The 18,125-nt window shown below is 42.5% G+C and carries 11 protein-coding genes; 6 read left to right on the forward strand and 5 right to left on the reverse strand.

Annotated features, from left to right (window positions below):
* The first annotated feature begins 114 nt into the window (after positions 1 to 114).
* Positions 115 to 3,096 carry a PAS domain S-box protein gene (locus B151_RS0110810; protein ID WP_020403648.1) on the forward strand — a complete coding sequence of 994 codons (2,982 nt, stop codon included), beginning with the start codon at positions 115 to 117 and terminating at the stop codon, positions 3,094 to 3,096.
* A 4-nt stretch (positions 3,097 to 3,100) separates the two neighbouring features.
* Positions 3,101 to 4,336: a GAF domain-containing sensor histidine kinase gene (locus B151_RS0110815; RefSeq protein ID WP_020403649.1), complete on the forward strand. Its 1,236-nt coding sequence runs from the start codon at positions 3,101 to 3,103 to the stop codon at positions 4,334 to 4,336.
* 497 nt (positions 4,337 to 4,833) lie between these two features.
* On the opposite strand, the gene B151_RS0110825 is transcribed toward B151_RS0110815, so the two are convergent.
* From B151_RS0110825 to B151_RS0110835, 3 genes are all read right to left on the reverse strand, one after another.
* The gene (locus tag B151_RS0110825) at positions 4,834 to 6,666 is read right to left on the reverse strand and encodes a response regulator (RefSeq protein ID WP_157470932.1); all 1,833 of its coding nucleotides are present in this window, start codon (positions 6,664 to 6,666) and stop codon (positions 4,834 to 4,836) included.
* A 62-nt stretch (positions 6,667 to 6,728) separates the two neighbouring features.
* Positions 6,729 to 7,157: a SufE family protein gene (locus tag B151_RS0110830; protein WP_020403652.1), complete on the reverse strand. Its 429-nt coding sequence runs from the start codon at positions 7,155 to 7,157 to the stop codon at positions 6,729 to 6,731.
* A gap of 99 nt (positions 7,158 to 7,256) precedes the next feature.
* A complete protein-coding gene (locus B151_RS0110835) occupies positions 7,257 to 8,519 on the reverse strand; it encodes a PAS domain-containing protein (protein WP_020403653.1) in 1,263 nt (420 codons plus the stop codon).
* 222 nt (positions 8,520 to 8,741) lie between these two features.
* On the opposite strand from B151_RS0110835, the gene B151_RS18540 reads away from it, so the two are divergent.
* Entirely contained in the window at positions 8,742 to 9,449 is a 708-nt protein-coding gene (locus tag B151_RS18540; protein WP_157470935.1) for a formylglycine-generating enzyme family protein, read from the forward strand.
* A 38-nt stretch (positions 9,450 to 9,487) separates the two neighbouring features.
* Here the strand turns inward: B151_RS18540 and B151_RS0110845 are convergent, their stop codons facing one another.
* A complete protein-coding gene (locus tag B151_RS0110845) occupies positions 9,488 to 10,651 on the reverse strand; it encodes an acyl-CoA dehydrogenase (protein ID WP_026166619.1) in 1,164 nt (387 codons plus the stop codon).
* 164 nt (positions 10,652 to 10,815) lie between these two features.
* On the opposite strand from B151_RS0110845, the gene B151_RS0110850 reads away from it, so the two are divergent.
* The 3 genes from B151_RS0110850 (at position 10,816) to meaB (ending at position 15,731) form a co-directional block, all read left to right on the forward strand.
* The gene (locus tag B151_RS0110850; protein ID WP_020403656.1) at positions 10,816 to 12,207 is read left to right on the forward strand and encodes a methylmalonyl-CoA mutase family protein; all 1,392 of its coding nucleotides are present in this window, start codon (positions 10,816 to 10,818) and stop codon (positions 12,205 to 12,207) included.
* Positions 12,207 to 14,351, forward strand: coding sequence for a methylmalonyl-CoA mutase (gene scpA / locus B151_RS18545; protein WP_020403657.1), 2,145 nt, complete (start codon positions 12,207 to 12,209; stop codon positions 14,349 to 14,351). The genes B151_RS0110850 and scpA overlap by 1 nt, the downstream gene beginning before the upstream one ends.
* Before the next feature lie 390 nt (positions 14,352 to 14,741).
* A complete protein-coding gene (gene meaB, locus B151_RS18550; RefSeq protein WP_245550398.1) occupies positions 14,742 to 15,731 on the forward strand; it encodes a methylmalonyl Co-A mutase-associated GTPase MeaB in 990 nt (329 codons plus the stop codon).
* A gap of 422 nt (positions 15,732 to 16,153) precedes the next feature.
* On the opposite strand, the gene B151_RS0110870 is transcribed toward meaB, so the two are convergent.
* On the reverse strand, positions 16,154 to 17,989 hold the full coding sequence (locus B151_RS0110870) for a Xaa-Pro dipeptidyl-peptidase (RefSeq protein ID WP_020403660.1): 1,836 nt from the start codon (positions 17,987 to 17,989) through the stop codon (positions 16,154 to 16,156).
* Between the last annotated feature and the right edge of the window lie 136 nt (positions 17,990 to 18,125).

Genomic DNA, 18,125 nt, shown 5'->3' on the forward strand with positions numbered 1-18,125 from the left:
ATTAAGCATTAACACCTATTTTTAAAATTAGGCTTTTCACGTCATTCATCCGTACTGATTGGTCCTTATTTTGATCGCCGTATAAAGAATGAAAGCAGGTTTCCTGCCAAGACAATGAATAGCGAAAGAGACGATAACATACAAACTGTGGTAGAACTTGATGAGGTCAGTTCTGCTATACTTTCCGCATTGACGGCACAGGTTGCTATTTTAAATGGCAAGGGAGAAGTCATAGCATTTAACGATCAATGGAAAAAGGCTGGTCAAGCGTTAGAGAATAATTGGAGTCACCCTTATTTAGAAGAAAGCATCTTAAAAAGCTTACAGACTCCCTTGACGGAGGGCAATGACTTTGCTCTTCGTCTTTTATTAGGCATCAAGGAAGTATTGAATAATGATCGGGTCAGCTTTGATACAAAGATCATGAATCATACTTCTAAGCATGAGAATTGGTACCGGGTGGCCGTTAAATCTCTTGGAGATAACCAGGGAGCCGTCCTTATTTATGAAGACATCAGTGAACAGGTAAGAAAAACAAATTACCTGAGAGAAACCCGCGAGAAGTTTGAAAAGCATTTCAATAACACCTTATATGGCATTCTCATATCTGATGAGAATCATGTGGTCATAGATGCCAATAATGTAGCCTGCAATATCATTGGACTTCCCCGAAACGAAGTCATATATGCCGATATACGTGATTTCCTGGGTTCAGAAATTGAACTTGATGTATCTAAGATCCAAAAAATGATCAACCATAGCGGCAGCCATGTGGGAGAGACGAAAATCAAAACCTCTTCCCAAACCCATCTCCCTGTAGAACTGAATGTAAGTTTGCTCCGCAATACCGGCGGCAAACATATCACAAGTTGGGCTTTTAAGGATATTTCAGCGCAGAAAGAAGCAGAGAAAGCACTTAAGTTTTCAGAACAACAGTATAAATTACAGTTCAATAACACTCTTGTCGGTACCATCATTGGAAAACCTACAGGCGAAATCATGGCTGTGAATCCTGCTGCTTGTAATATGCTAGGCTATACTCAGGAAGAACTGATAGGCAAACACCGGGATATTATTTTTGACAGCCATGCCCCTGACAATGCCAAAGCTTTACGGGAAAGAAGAAAAACGGGTTTATTTTCCGGAGAACTCAAATTCATCCATAAGAACGGGCACAACATCCCTGTTGAACTAAGCAGTGTGATCTATGATGGGGAAAATGGCGAAGAAAGAACCATTGTCAGCATCAAGGATATTTCATCCCGAAAGGTTATACAGAAGCAGCTTTTACAAGAAAAAGATTTTACGGAATTAGCGATCTCAAGCATGCCCACTGCTTTTTTTGTTTTCAGTATTGAGGGTGAGATGATCCGTTGGAATTCGATCCTGGAACAGGAATTGGGATACAGTGCAGATGAGCTTGCCCGTACCAATGTGATGGATCTTGTTCACCCGGAAGACCAACATTATTTAAGAGATATCTTAGAAGGTGAGCTAAAAGGTGAAAAAGTAAGTATTGAAGCTCGGTGCCTTACCAAGCAAGGTAAAACACTTCACTACTTAATCCGGGGCACGAGCTTCCAGCAGAATGGTAAATACTATATTGTGGGCGGAGGTTTAAACCGAAACGATTTTAAAGAGGCCGAAGTAGAACGGCGACGTAATTCGGAACTCCTGAATCAGTTATTTTTCAATTCTCCAATTGGAATCGTACTTGTTGATGCTGAAGGGAATGTCCGAAATGCAAATCGCAGTTTCGAACATATATTTGGCTATAAGAATCATGAGATCACCGGTAAATCCATCAACGAGCTGATTGTACCTGATCATATGGGTAATGAAGGAGAAAAGTTCTCCAAGAAAAGCCTGACAGGAGATACCTTCCAAACGGAAACCATTCGCATCAAAAAAGACGGAAGTGAAGTGCCCGTTTTGGTCGGAGGAGTTCCGGTGCAGTTTGAAGGTGAGGTAATTGCCATTTATGGGATGTATGTTGATATCTCAGAACGCAAAAAACTTGAGAATCGGATTGTTGAATTGCTTGAAAGTGAGCAAACGGCTCGCTTGCACCTTGAAGATATGTTCGATGAAGCCCCCTCAGCAATTGCTCTTATGGAAGGGCCCGAGCACACCTACACGTATGCCAATGAAACTTATCGGGAGCTTGTAGAAAAGAAAACGTTGGTAGGTAAACCTAATAACGAGATCCTGCCGGAATTGAGCGATCAGGGATTCTCGGAGATCCTGGATTCATGCTATGCTTCCGGTGAGTCGTTTCATTTCAATGAACAAAAGATCTATTTCAATAACAGCAGAACAGGACATACTGTAACCCGCTATCTGAATTTTGTATTCAAGCCGCTTCATAATGATCAGAATGAGATTTATGGCGTTTTATTGGAAGCCATTGATGTCACGGAACAGGTTCAGGCCAGAAATACTATCGAAAGATCATTAGAAGAAAAAAGCATTCTTTTAGGGGAAGTACATCACCGGGTTAAAAATAACCTGGCAATTATTTCCGGCTTACTGGAATTGGAACTTTTAAGCAATACAGATGAAGAAGCCAAAAAGCTCTTGGGTTCAACACAATCCCGTATCACCTCCATTGCTAAGATTCACGAACTGCTGTATCAGAACGAAAGCTTATCTCATGTTAACTTCAAAGACTATATCCATAAAGTTTTTGACCTCCGATCTAAACACTCCGGTCAGATATTTGAAGGATTTGATTTACAGGATGTTATTCTGAATGTGAATCAAGCTATACCGGCCGGAATATTGATTAACGAACTTATGTCCTGTATTAATGACATCAACCTCAATTATTATGATGGAAGCTCCGGTGGTTTGCAATTATTTCTGGAGGAAAATGACAACATCATTCGAATTGAAGTTCTTGAAACAGGCAAGAACATATTCAAGCATTACCATATTGATAACGGTTCCAAACATGCCTTGAGAGGTGAATTAATAGATGTGTTGCTAAGACAAATACACGGTAACATGACCATTTCGGAAGATGAGGGTCATTTGATCATCAGCTTTACTAAACGGGAGGTAAAAGGCCCCCATAGCGCTTTAAATAATAGCTAAGATCATGCATAATCTGTTAAACCAACAAACCGACAGAAAGTATCCGATTCCGGAAAACGAGAAAGAAAGACAGGCTAAGCTTGAATCGTATGATATTCTGGATACACTCCCTGAAAATGAATTTGATTCACTTGTAGAATTAGCTGCAATTATTACGGACTCCCCAATATCATTAATGAACTTATTGGATCATGACCGGCAATGGACCAAGGCCTCTTTTGGAAATGTGGAAGTAAAAAGTGCGCACAGATCCGAATCAGTTTGCCAGTATACCATTCTTCAAGATAGCAGCTTTGAGGTTGAAGACCTCCGTTTGGATGAACGCTTCAAGGATAAAAGCTTCGTCACCAACGACCCGCAATACCGTTCCTACAGCGGCTACCCCTTGATCACACCCGGCGGGCTGAAAATTGGCGCACTTTGTGTACTTGATTTTACTCCCAAGAAGCTAAATGAAAGACAGAAAAAAGCCCTGAAAACGATATCTGGTGAAATAGTAAGTCGACTTGAGCTGCGTAAAAAACAGAAAGAACTGGAGCAGCTAAATAAAGAAAAAGATCATTTCCTTCGAATTGTCAATCACGATATTAAGAGCCCGATAAACGGTATCATCAGTGCAGTTCATTATTTGGAGAATATGTGGGAAGGGGATCGCAAAGAACTGGAACAATTTCTTTCCATGATCAGATTAAGCGGCCAAAAGCTGATCCATTATACCAGAGAGTTGATGGAGAATTCCATGAGCATTCAACAAGCAAAGATCCGCCCCCAGGATGTTATGGTATGTGAATCCATTTCTGATCTGATTGATATCTACAAACCCCTGGCCAGCGCTAAAGAGGTAACACTTGAGTTTAATTGTTTAGCTAAAAACTCTTTCTTTATTGATGAAGAAAAGTTCAAGCTTATTCTAAGCAACCTGATATCCAATGCTCTTAAGTTTACCGATAAAAACGATACCATCAGCATTGATGCTGAAATAATAGAAGGCAGTCCGCGTTTATTACATGTGTCTGTGACAGATAGCGGCATTGGCATTCCGGAACATTTTCAGACGGAACTCTTTACAAAAAATAAGAAGCTTCAAAGGCAAGGCACACGCGGAGAGATAAGTACAGGCATGGGACTTCCACTCGTCAAAGAATTTGTTGATCTCCATAATGGCATCATAAAAGTGAATTCGAGAGAAGGAGAAGGTTCAACTTTTCATATTGTATTAACTGAGCAAGAAGACAACTAAGATTTTCATTTGTACCCCGAAAACCCAAGAGTCGTTCCCTGATACGGAGCGGCTCTTTTTTATTACAAAAGGATTTCAAAATTCCTGATATAAAATCTTCCTGAGGTACCGCATTTTAGATCCTGTTAAGATTCATTCCTAAATCAATGTTGAGTTGGGAAATCAAAAACAGATTTAAATTGAAATAACAAGAGGTAGAAAAATGGATAAAAAACCCCAAAAACCAGCTGAAAAAAAAGCTCATAAAGCTGAAGCAAAAAAACACGAGAGCAAACAGGCTAAACCAGCCTCCAAGAAATAGTCTTTGCACTGAAGAGAACCTTCTTGATTGATGAAAGCCACATTTAACGTAAATGTGGCTTTTGTCATAATTATAATTAAGGTGAGTTTGAGATCCTTCGCGTCAAACAAGTTGTACTCATATAGCTTGCTAAGCGCTCAGGATGGCAACTTTCTCGATCATATATTGAACTGACCTTAGGGTTAGGTTTTTAGGTCTATTTTTTTGTGAAGCTGTACAACTTTTGTTCTAAATCGGCGGGATTGAATGGTTTTGTAACAAAGTCGTTCATACCTGCAGCAAATACCTGTTCCCGAACTTCTTTTAGTGCAGCAGCTGTAAGAGCAATGATCGGAATGTTTCTTTTATAGGGATCATCCAATTTCCGAATCTGCTCGGTTGCCTCATACCCATCCATATTTGGCATTTGTAAGTCCATCAAGATTACATCAAAATTAGTCTCTCCCATGGCTTCCAGAACTTGTATTCCATCTTCAACCACTTTCATTTCCACATTCCACCGTTCCAGAAACCGCTGCATAACTTTCTGATTCACGACATTGTCTTCGGCGAGCAAAACTTTTAAACCTCTGAGGCTATTCTCATTTATCTCATCCTCATTTAATTCGCTCTGTTCCGCTTTGGCTTTCCCTTTTCCAAAGGTTAGTTCAACAAAAAAGGTACTACCCTCCCCTTTTTCGCTTTCCACAAAAATAGAACCGCCTTGCAGTTCAGCAAGCTGCTTACTGATGGTGAGCCCCAAACCGGTTCCACCAAAAAGCCGCTTTGTATTTTGGCTGGCTTGGGTAAAACTTTCAAAAATAGTTTCAACGCGTTCCTTTTCAATTCCGATGCCAGTATCAGAAATAGCAAACTGAACCCGCACTTCTTCACCCCGATCCTGAAGAAGCTCAATATTGAGTTCTACCTTTCCTTCTTCAGTGAATTTAAGAGCATTACTGAATAGGTTATTCAAGATCTGTGTAAGTCGTGCCGGATCACCGATCAGATAGTCAGGGACCTGATCATTTACATTGGCTTGAATGTCAATACCTTTGTTTCTCGCCGTAATCCTGAAGCTTTCAAGAATCACATTCACCAGTTTATTGAGTTCAAATTCGATGGCTTCAAATTCAATTTTCCCGGCTTCGATCTTTGAAAAATCCAGTACATCATCTATTAAGGAAAGCAATGTTTTTCCTGAAAAGTCCAAAATATTGATCGGTTCAACCTGATCTTTACGCGGACTGTCTTGCTTAAGCAGGTGGGTCATCCCCAAAATGGCATTCATGGGAGTACGGATCTCGTGACTCATGGTAGCAAGGAACTCTGACTTTGCCTTAGTACTCTTTGCGAGCTCTTCGGTAGCCACTTCAAGCTGCTGTATATAATTTTCCAGTTTTTCCTGCTTCAGGCTTAATTCCTGATTTAGTTCCTTTTCCTTGTCTAAAAGTTCCAGGGTTTGATTTTCAGCACTTTCCTTAAACTGAGAAAATGTGTTAAAAATAAGCCAGGTAGTAACGAAGGAACCGGTAAGAACGCTCCATCGTACCAAAGAAAAACCACTTTCTGAAATACTTATACGTTCAAAAATGATGTAATCCAAAATGAAATAAGAAACAATGGAAAGCCCGATACCAATATTCCGAAGAACGATCTGCTTATTGTCGAATAGCAAAATAGACAGACCCATAGCAGGGATAAAGAATGCCTGGATCATGGCATCTCCCCCAAATACGGAACTCAATATTACGATACCGATATCGGCATAAGCAATAAGGAGCATTTTAGCCGATTTTTCAAACCCCTGCCTCGCTAAAAGGGGTATCAATAAGAAAGCAATTGCCTCGGAAAGGAAGAACCAGGTCAGAGAAACCGATTCATTTATTTGAAAAGCAATGAGAAATAAGACAGATACCCCTGCCAGAAAGAAAGAAACAGAGTTGAGCACTGTTAGTCCAGCTTTTTTTCCGATGATCTGATCTTCTGATCGCAGATCTTTGCCAAGTGCTATATCAGAAATTCCGGTAAGTGAAAACTTGCTACTCATATCCATTGATAATCCCCATGAAATGGAGAATTAACACAAATATTCTGAGCCTTACAATTAGATTACGATAACTTTTTTTTGGTGTTAAAGGCCATAGCATAGATTTTCATCTGTTTTACCATAGATGCAAGCCCATTGGCGCGGGTAGGAGACAAATGCTTGGCCATTCCAATCTCATCAATAAAAAAAGGCTGTGTATTGATGATCGTTTCCGGACTTTCACCCGAATAGAAGCGTACCATCAGCGCCACCAAGCCCTTTGTGATCGCTGCATCGCTGTCTGCTTCAAAAATCAACTTATCCTCTTCCTGTTTTGCCGTGAGCCAAACCTGGCTTTGGCAGCCTTTTACCAGATTGTCATCCACTTTTTCTTCCTCAGCGAGCGGGGCAAGCTTACTTCCCAGCTTGATGATATATTTATACCTCTCAGGCCAGTCTTGAAGTAATTCAAATTCTTTTATGATCCGCTTTCCTTTTTCCTGAATATCCATATCTGCTTTTTTCCAAATATACGGCTTCAATAATTCTACATAAAGAAAAAGCCCGCATAAAGCAGGCTTTTAAAAATCGGAATGATGCTTACTGTACTTTTAATTTTCAACTTCCAATTCTATCATAGCTACACCTTTCACACTTTCCACTTCATTCTGTTCATTGAAGTCAGGTTTGAAAGACTGAATTACGGATATATAATTCCCGGCCGCTGTTTTATATTTGCAGGAAAGGGTCGAAGGAGTACCACTGAAAGCAGTTTCTAATGCCTTTTCGACTTCAGCTATATCATCAGCGTGCACAACTTCCCGTATTCCCTTATCAAAAACGATATCAGAACTGATACCGGTGAGTTTGGTAAAGCTATCTGAAACAAATTTACATGCGGATTTTCCCTTTCCGGATGATACAAACCTTATGGTGAACTCATCCTTCTTGCCAACGATATCCTGAAACTTTTCTCTTTTCTTTTTCAGGGTTTCGATAACCTTGGCACGAAGAGAGAGATTGTCAAAGTGTATGCGGATCACAGTCTCATCATTACTGATAAAATAACTGATTTGTCCTTGCAGCTTAACTTTCTCACCGTCCTTTTTGATGAAATTCCAGGTGTATGGCTTTTCTTCGATCTGTTTTGCCTCAAAATCAGCAAATAACGACTTCACCTCTTCTTTGTCTTCATCAGAAACCAAATCCCAGATCTTCACGGTCTTAAGCTCGTCTCCGTCATATCCCAGGATATTTTTGAAAGAATTATTGGAGGTGGTAAGATTTCCCTGAACATCAAGATCGATAAATGTCTTCTTGGACTCCTCAGTGAGATTATCAAAGTCTAAATTAGCATCAAAAACCAATTTACTCGATTCTTTTCGATCGGTGATATCCCTTTGATATGATACCCAGTGAGTGATTTCTCCATTTTCGTTTGTCAGGGGATGAATATCCCACTGGTTGATAAACTCCGTACCGTCTTTTTTATAGTTTACGGTGTGACCAAAGAAAGCCTGTCCCTCGATCAACCTTTCTTTCAACCTGTCTAAAACTTTTCGATCGGTTTTCTCGCCCTGAAGAATTCTGGGGGTCTTGCCCAGTACTTCTTCTTTGGTGTAACCGGTCATGCGGGTGAACCCATCATTCACATAAACAATTTTAGGGCCCGGTTTTTCAAGATTTAATTCTGTGATAAGTATTGAATCGTAATCGTGCTTAATGGCTTGCTCCAGAAGCTTAAGCTGCTTTCCGGTTTCCATAAAACGATCATACAATTCGCCGAACAACTCCTTTAACTTTGAAAATGAGGCTTCATCTTTACTGCACTGCTTGAGCTGATCTAATATTTTTTGGTCTGATTTTTGATCCATTATAACTTTTTGATGCTTGAGGTAGTCTTTATTTACAATTCTGCCCAACTAAAACTTTGTTGCGTTCAACTTCATTCCAATTTGCTGAAATTTTTTAGAAAATATTACTACCTTATTAGTATGAGAACTAAACTTATTCCGGCATACTTAACATTATTCTTTTCGCTTCAATTTTTTGGGTGCAACATGCTAAAAAAAACACCTGTCATTGACAAACCCGAAATGATATTAATTAGAGGCGGGTCGTTTACCGCGGGTGACGTTATTGATTCTTCCAATACTGATGCCCTTCCGTTGCATAAAGTTGCCCTTAAGGACTTTTACATGGGCAAAACAGAGGTTACATATGCCCAATACGATGCTTTTGCCAAACAAACAGGGCGACAATTCCCGGAAGATGACCTGTACGGAAGGGGAAATCGGGCAGTAGTTAATGTTAGCTGGCATGATGCCAGCGCATATTGTAGTTATTGGGGATGGCGGCTGCCATCAGAAAATGAATGGGAATATGCCGCAAGATCAAGAGGGAAGGTGGCTAAATATGCCGGGACAAACATAAAAGATTCACTTCCTAAGTATGCAGTTACCTCATTGGATGATCTCCCTTTCACACAACCGGTTCAAAGCAAAAAACCGAATGAGATCGGATTGTATGACATGAGTGGTAATGCTTTTGAATGGATTGGCCAGTATTATCAATTTTATGAAGATCCCGATCGTCTTCACGATCTTGAGAATAGCAGCGTCCGGATTATCAGGGGAGGGAGTTTCAGCGGCTCAACAAGTTTCACACAAACGTTTTGGCGGGTGGGAGTATTAGCAGAAGTTGCCGACTATGATATTGGTTTCCGCTGTGCCATTGGTCAGAAAGAATTGAACAAACAGCGGTTTTTAAATGGGATTTTTCACCGGAATCCTGCAAAACCCTAAAAATAAAAAGGGGGCCGAAGCCCCCTTTTCTCACTCACTCATCGAAGTAGCAACTTAGCAATTGTGCTTAGCTGCATGTTCGTTGTACCCTCGTAGATCTTACCGATCTTAGAATCACGGTAATATTTTTCTACGGGATATTCCTTTACATATCCATAGCCGCCATACAAGTCAATGGCTTGAGAAGCTATTTTCTCTGCAACTTCCGAAGCATAAAATTTAGCCATGGCAGCTTCTTTCAAAAACTTCTGTCCCGACATTTTGATCCGGGCTGCATTATACACCAACAAGCGGGCAGTTTCAATATCGGTAGCCATTCGCGCCAATTGAAACTGAACGCCCTGAAATTCGGAAATCGCTTTCCCAAACTGTTTACGTTCCTGGATGTAAGCCAAAGCAGCATCAAAAGCGCCCTGGGCAATTCCTATCATTTGAGCACCAATTCCAATTCGGCCTTCATTCAAAGTTTCGATGGCTACTTTATATCCTTTTCCAACTTCGCCTAATACATTTTCTTTGGGAACACGCACATCTTCCAACAAAATTTCGCAAGTGGAGCTGGCTCGAATTCCTAATTTATTCTCTTTTTTGGAAACCGAAAATCCTTTCATGTCACGCTCAACCACAAAAGCTGTAATGCCCCGGTAGCCTTCCTCCGGATTGATGTTCGCAAACACTAAAAAAATATCAGCCTCATTCGCATTGGTGATCCACAACTTGGAACCATTCAGCACAAAATGATCGCCGTCTTCCTTAGCGGTTGTTTTAAGGGCAAACGCATCACTTCCCGAACCGGCTTCCGATAAACAATAAGCCCCAACTTTCTCAGTGGCTAATTGCGGTAAATATTTTTCTTTAAGGTGATCGGAAGCAAAATTCACAAAAGCATTATTTACAAGCGTGTTTTGCACATCCATAAACACTCCCGCAGAAGCATCTACGCGGGAAATCTGCTCAATAGCCACGATCGACATCATAAAAGTACCACCGCCGCCGGCGTATTTCTCAGGAATATCAATACCCATCAAGCCCATTTCAAAAAACTGCTTAACCAGATCGGGATCAAGCTTAGCCTTTTCATCCATTTCTTCTACCAAAGGCTTAATGGAAGCTTCCGCAAAATCAGCGGCGGCTTCTTTCAACATTTGCTCGTCCTCGGTGAGCTGAGTTAATGGGGGAATTAGTTGCTCAAGTTGTTCCATCAATGAGTAAGTAAATTTGTTTAGTTTAAAATCGGTACTGAATATACAAATTGAAAGCGCTTTTTTACTAATTAAAACCGTATTTTTTATCATCAGTTAGTAAAGGAATTATCTGCTCTTTATTTTCAGTTGTAATCGCAACACATAAAACTATTTAGGCTGTTTTGGATACTTTAGATTTTAAAGCTGAGCTTCATTTTAACGAGTTTCCTCCGGTTTCTATCGAAGAATGGGAGGCCGTAATTGAGAAAGATTTAAAAGGCAAAAATTATAAAGATGTTCTGAAATGGCATCCTGAAAATAACCTTGAGGCCCTGCCATTTTATAGAAGTGAGGACCTTGAAGAACTTTCCCACCCGCCTAAACCTGTTCGAGATTCAGCCGGGTGGACCATCCTACAACCCGTCTTGGTGAAAGATATCTCTTCTGCAAACCAAACGGCGTTAAATGCTTTACAGAATGGCGCATCCGGTTTGTTTTTTTATGGTGAACCGAATGCGATCTCATCCCCGGCTGACGTAATGAACCTACTTAAAGACATCCAAATTGACATCATCAGCCTGAAATTCGGCCCCGGACTTAGTTCTGATATTTTAAAAGAAGGATTAAACGAATTCATTGAATCCCAAAAGCCGGACTTCAACAATCTGGACATTTCGCTTACCATTGATCCTTTCCAAGAAGGAATTTTTTCGGGGACATTGGTCTCAAAAAAGGTGATTGAACAGCGGCTTTCAGCCTCTCCATTCCCGAATGTTGTAGATTTGAGTGGATGCGGAAATGCGGGAGCAGGAATTGTTCAACAAGTCGCATTTGCGCTGGCAGCCGGTAATGAAATTCTTGGATTGGCGGGCGAGGGCAAGCAACTGAACTTCAATTTCGCCGTTGCCAACAGTTACTTCCCGGAGATTGCAAAACTCCGCGCGTTCAGGTTGATGTGGAATCAGGTGCTGAGAACGTATGGTTCAGGAAGCACCGGTTTTTCGGTTCATGCCGAAACGGCCGCCTGGAACAAAGCCCAAAACGATGCCCATAATAATATGCTGCGAGCCACCACCGAGGCTATGTCGGCCGTACTTGGCGGAGCTGACGGACTTACCGTTCTTCCCTACGATTATCATTTTGATGAGCCGAGTGAGTTTTCCAATCGAATTGCCCGAAACGTGCAGCTTATTCTTCAAGAAGAGGCTTATCTCGATAAAGTCACCGACCCCGGTTCCGGCTCTTATTATATAGAGACTCTTACCGAAAAAATCGCCAAAGAAAGCTGGAAACTCTTTCAGGAAATTGAAGCCAAAGGTGGTTTTTATGAATGTCTGCAATCAGGATTTATTCAAGGTGAAATTCGGGAGGCTCGGGAGCATAAAATCGAATCTTACAAGGAGAAAAATGAGACACTTGTTGGCGTGAACAAATATCAACCCGAGGAAAAGATTCAAAATTTAAATTTTAAAATTCAAAATTATTCCTCCGCTGAACAGAATGGCAATATCATCGAAATAAAAACAATTGAGCCATTGAATATAGAAGTTGAACTTCAAAAGGGAGAAGCATAATGAAGAAGAATTTTTCAAACATCGACCTCGATCTTTCATCAAAAAAATCATCCCAAAAAGAAGTAGAGGAAACTTGGGAAACCGCGGAACAAATTCCTGTAAAACCGCAATTCACCAAAGCCGATATCGAGAAGCTGGAGCATCTGGATTATGCCGCCGGAATTCCACCTTATCTGCGTGGACCGTATTCTACCATGTATGCGGTACGTCCGTGGACCATCCGACAATACGCAGGCTTTTCCACTGCCGAAGAATCCAATGCATTTTACCGCCGAAATTTAAAAGCCGGGCAAAAAGGTCTTTCTGTAGCATTTGATCTGGCTACGCATCGTGGTTATGATTCGGATCACCCCAGAGTATCCGGAGATGTTGGGAAAGCCGGTGTAGCCATCGACTCTGTGGAAGACATGAAGATCCTCTTCGACCAAATTCCATTGGATAAAATGTCGGTTTCCATGACCATGAATGGAGCTGTAATTCCGGTGATGGCATTTTATATCGTAGCGGCCGAGGAGCAGGGCGTGAAACCGGAGCAACTTTCCGGAACCATTCAAAATGATATTCTGAAGGAATTCATGGTGCGCAATACGTACATCTATCCGCCGAAACCTTCCATGAAAATTATCGGGGATATTTTTGAATATACCTCGCAAAACATGCCGCGATTTAATTCTATTTCGGTGAGCGGCTATCACATGCAGGAGGCCGGAGCAACTTCTGATATTGAGCTTGCCTACACCCTCGCAGACGGACTCGAATATCTGCGCACAGGAATAAAAGCCGGAATGGATGTGGATGAATTTGCTCCGCGCATCTCCTTTTTCTGGGCCATTGGGATGAACCATTTTATGGAGATCGCCAAGATGCGTGCCGCGCGTTTAATGTGGGCAAAGATCGTGAAGTCCTTCAACCCGAAAAATGAGAAATCCCTATCTCTGCGAACGCATTCGCAAACTTCAGGCTGGAGTCTCACCGAGCAGGATCCATTCAACAATGTCGCCCGAACCACCATCGAGGCGATGGCTGCGGCGCTGGGACATACGCAATCTCTGCATACCAACGCGCTGGATGAAGCCATCGCGCTTCCAACGGATTTCTCTGCCCGCATTGCCAGAAACACGCAGATCTTTCTGCAGGAAGAAACAGGAATTACCAAAGCGGTGGATCCCTGGGCCGGCTCGTATTATGTGGAATATCTGACAGATAAAATTGCACGTCGCGCCTGGTCGCTGATCGGTGAAGTGGAAGAGCTTGGCGGTATGGCAAAAGCGATTGAAACGGGAATTCCGAAGATGAGGATCGAGGAAGCCGCGGCGAGGAAACAGGCCCGCATCGACTCCGGGCAAGATACCATTGTTGGGGTGAACAAGTTTACCACAGATGAAAAATCTGAGATCGATATTCTGGAAGTGGATAATGAGAAAGTGCGAAAATCGCAGATCGAGCGCATCAACAAGATGAAAGCAGACCGCGATGACAAAAAAGTTAAGTCCTGTCTTCAGGCGATCACGAAATGTGCTGAAAGCGGAGATGGAAATTTATTAGCTTTAGCCGTTGATGCGGCCCGTGAGCGAGCTACTTTAGGTGAAATTTCTGATGCCATGGAAAAATCGTTCGGGCGTTATAAAGCAACCATAAAATCCATTTCCGGCGTGTATTCTTCCGAACTTAAAGACGATGATCATTTCAAAGCGGCCCTCAATCGTGCCGATGAGTTTGCAGAAATTGCCGGGCGGCGTCCAAGAATCATGGTCGCCAAAATGGGCCAGGATGGGCACGACCGTGGAGCCAAGGTGATCTCTACCAGCTTCGCAGATCTTGGCTTTGATGTAGATATCGGTCCGCTGTTCCAAACTCCGGAAGAAGCCGCCCGACAGGCTGTTGAAAATGATGTACACATTTTAGGGGTTTCCAGTTTAGCAGGTGGACATAAGACTTTGGTTCCGCAGGTCATCAATGAGCTCAAAAAACAGGGCCGTGAAGACATCATGGTGATCGCCGGAGGAGTAATTCCCCAGCAAGATTACCAGTATTTGTATGATGCCGGTGTAACCGCTGTCTTCGGGCCCGGAACGGTTATTCCCCGAGCCGCCAAGCAAATTTTAGATGTACTGATAGAAAATTATTCCGATGGATTGGATTGATTTTATTTCCTTCCGTTACGACGCAGAGCATCGGAACGAGGTGGGATTGTTTGAAGATCATTCATGGACCGGAGAAATAAAAAATCCCGAAGGGATAGCCGAATGTAGCCACGGAATTCAACCCGTGGAAATGAGGAACCGAGTCAGACGAGTCTCGTTAGAGACGACCCGATGGCGCACTAAATTTGGTATAAATGTTTTCGTTTTGTTTAAATCTGTTTTTATGTCATCCTTATCGGGATTTTTGTCTGTTGTAAATCCATTTTACCTCGAATTAAAATCCGAGGCTACATTCGGTCGTCCTTATCCAAGCTTTTATACTTTTCTGAAAAGATTCGGGCAAGCTGCCCAAACTACGGTTTTCTTTTCTTCTAAAAATTGGAGGTTGATTTGAGTAGAACACTTCCTTCTAAAAATGAATTTATTGATGGTATTCTTACCGGAAACCGGATGTTGTTGAGTCGTGCTATTACACTTATCGAAAGCACAAAACAGAAGCATCAGGATCTGGCGCAAGAAGTCATTGAAGGTTGTTTGCCGTACTCCGGGAATTCTATACGTATAGGGATTACAGGTGTACCGGGTGTAGGAAAAAGTACATTTATTGAAGCGTTTGGAAATCATATCATAGAAAATCAAAACCGAACACTGGCCGTGCTGGCTGTGGATCCTTCTAGCTCAAAAACACGTGGCAGTATTTTGGGCGATAAAACCCGTATGGAGACCCTTTCCAATCATCCAAAAGCTTATGTTCGTCCAACTCCTACATCGGGCTCTTTAGGAGGCGTGGCACAAAGTACCCGGGAAACCATTACCCTTTGCGAAGCCGCAGGATTTAATACCATTTTGATTGAGACAGTGGGCGTTGGTCAATCGGAAACGGCGGTTCACTCCATGGTCGATTTCTTTTTGTTGCTGATGCTGGCCGGAGCCGGGGATGAACTACAGGGTATCAAGCGCGGTATCATGGAAATGGCCGATGCAATCGCCATCAATAAAGCAGATTCCGGAAATGAAGAAGCCGCAAAACGCGCCATGGCTGAATACAAAAGCGCCCTTCACCTTTTTCCACCGACTGAGTCGGGATGGATCCCAAAAGTAGCCACTTGTTCAGCTGTTCACGGAAAAGGCATTTCGGATATCTGGGAAATAGTGGATGCATTCGTCCGCCACACCAAAACCAAAGGCTTCTTTGACAAAAAGCGAAAAGAACAGGCAAACTACTGGCTGGATGAAGCGATAACCCAGGAATTACACCGATCTTTTTATAAAAACGATGAATTAAAGCACATGCTTACCCAAATCCGAAGGCAGGTTCAGGATGGCGAAATTTCTTCATATAAGGCTGCGCGGATTCTGATGGATCGGTTTTTAGGCTAACATAATTTCTTAATCATATTGAATACCATGACAAAAATTGAAAATGAACCTGTTTTATCTTTTGGGCATTTTTAATCCATATTCAAAACTTTTCAAGTTGTCAGCTATTAATTATACCTTATTTTGAGCCACACTATAAACCTCTTGACAGGCAAAAGTTCCCTTTAGTACTAATTAATTTTTGTTCCTTCATGTACTTTTGGCTTGACCCAAAAGTACCAAAAGGTCAAGGCGAGCGAAAAAAGAGCTAAAGCTGGCTTCTTTCCGCTAAAAGAAATCAATACTCCTTCTCGCTCAGAGACTGCTTCTTATTTTCCCACCGGTATGATTTCTTTCTTAACGCTTCATTTCACCATCTTCTTAACGCTCTTTGTTCTAAGGCCGGGTTTTATTGAATTAGTCCCTTTTTATTTCAATACATTTTATTTTTTAAAGCTAATATTTCCGGGCCCTCCCACGATTGGCAAGGTTAATGATGTGCCGTCCAGATCCACAGTGAGTTCTGTGCCGGGATCGGGATGCAACGTAAACTCCTGATCGCTGCCAAAGATCATTAAGCCGATCTGCTGCCCGGGAGGAATGATTTGATCGTCAGGCTGCAATTCAAAATTCAGGGTATAGAATTGACCGGGCTCAAGCGACTCACTTTCCATCAAAGATTCGTGATTTTGCGGGTCAGCCCATCCGCGAGTTATGATATTATCGGTGATCTGCGCTCTTCTGCCTTCTTCCCATGGCAAAGCTACCAGCCAAATCGAGAGATTAGCCGCCGGTTTACTGCTCGCTAGTTTTATGGTGATGGATGCTTCACCAGAAATATGCAGGGAGTCAGCCAACGGTTTTGTCACATACATCAAGCGATGATTGGTCCATTCTGCTTTCGCCAGTGCCGCCCCATCAAAGGAGACGTTATCGACGAGGGTTTCAGTTCCGGCATCAGAAGGTTTTTCTGTGGATAAATCACCGCGTTCCGGACTATTTCCGGAAAGGTAAAATGTCACATCTTCAGCAGCCGGATGTGGAAAGTCAGGGTATGAAGTAGGTTCCGTTCGTTCGTCATTTTCACGGGTGATCCATGCCCGGGGCAGTTCTTCTACCCCATTTTCTACATCAAACAAATAACGGGTAAACCACATATTCATCATCCAAAGCGGAGGCTGACCGCCATGTCCACCCTGATGATAATAGATCATAGATGGAACGCCTTTTTCTTTAACAGCCTCATAAATACGCAAGCTGTGTTCAGGCATCACATTCCAGTCATTGAACGCATGAGCCATCAAAACGGCAGCTTGCAGCGGTTCGATATCATTCAAATAATCACGGCCGGCCCAAAATTCGTTGTAATCTCCGGTCACGCGATCAATGCCATTTGCAATGATTGAATCCCGGTAAAAAGCACGATTTCTTTCCCGATATTCCTCAGCGCCACTGTAAATGAAATCAAAAAGCACATCCACATCTTCCCCGAGATACCCTCCGGGTGAGCGTACCAGCCCGTTAGAACGATAATAGTGATAGTACGATGTATTAGGTGCCACAGGAATTATGGCCTCAAGTCCTTCAACTCCGGTGGTCGCAGCTGCTAAAGGAAGGGTTCCGTTATAAGAAGTTCCGGTCATTCCAACCTGACCGGTTGTCCAGAAAGCCTCTACTTCTTCGTCTCCATCCGGAGAGGTATAACCATTGGCACGCCCATTCAACCAATCGATCACTGCTTTGGGAGCCAAAGATTCGTTATCTCCACCCACGGTTGGGGAACCTTGTGAAAGTCCCGTTCCGGGTGAACTGGAGTGAACTACAATGAATCCACGAGGTACCCATGTTTTTATATGGGAATTAGAAATAATTGGACGCTGACCACTTCGTTGAACTTCAGGTCCGGCTTTACGAGCCGGCGGTTCTTCCCCAACTTCATGTTCTACATTCCAGAAAAAATCGTACGGTGGACGAGCGGTGCCGGCATAATACGGACTCGTTTCATAGATCACCGGCAGCTTAAGCTCCCCGGACTCCGTTTGTTTTGGCCTTGTTACCGAAACGTGCATGCGATCGGGTTGGCCGTTGCCATCGGTATCAAATTCCGTTTCCACCCAAAGGTCGTGGCGGATCCAGTCTTCAGGATTTTCGAATTCAGGAATGATCTGCGCCTGTCCATCTTCTATAACTGGAACCTGGACATCCTGGGCATTCAGGCCAACGACAAAAAGAAGCGTGAAAGTGAAAAACCAAAGAGAAAATTTGCTAAGTGATTTCATAAGCTGGATTGTATTATTTATTGCCTGCAGGAAAGTAACAGATAATGGGAAAAGTGTTTTGGTAAATTTGGTGGGTTAGGTTTTTGTGGAAGTGTGGGAGTTGCAAGAGTTAATAACATAGCCCCAACTCACACCC

This window comes from Gracilimonas tropica DSM 19535 (assembly GCF_000375425.1).
GTDB classification, from domain to species: Bacteria; Bacteroidota; Rhodothermia; order Balneolales; family Balneolaceae; genus Gracilimonas; species Gracilimonas tropica.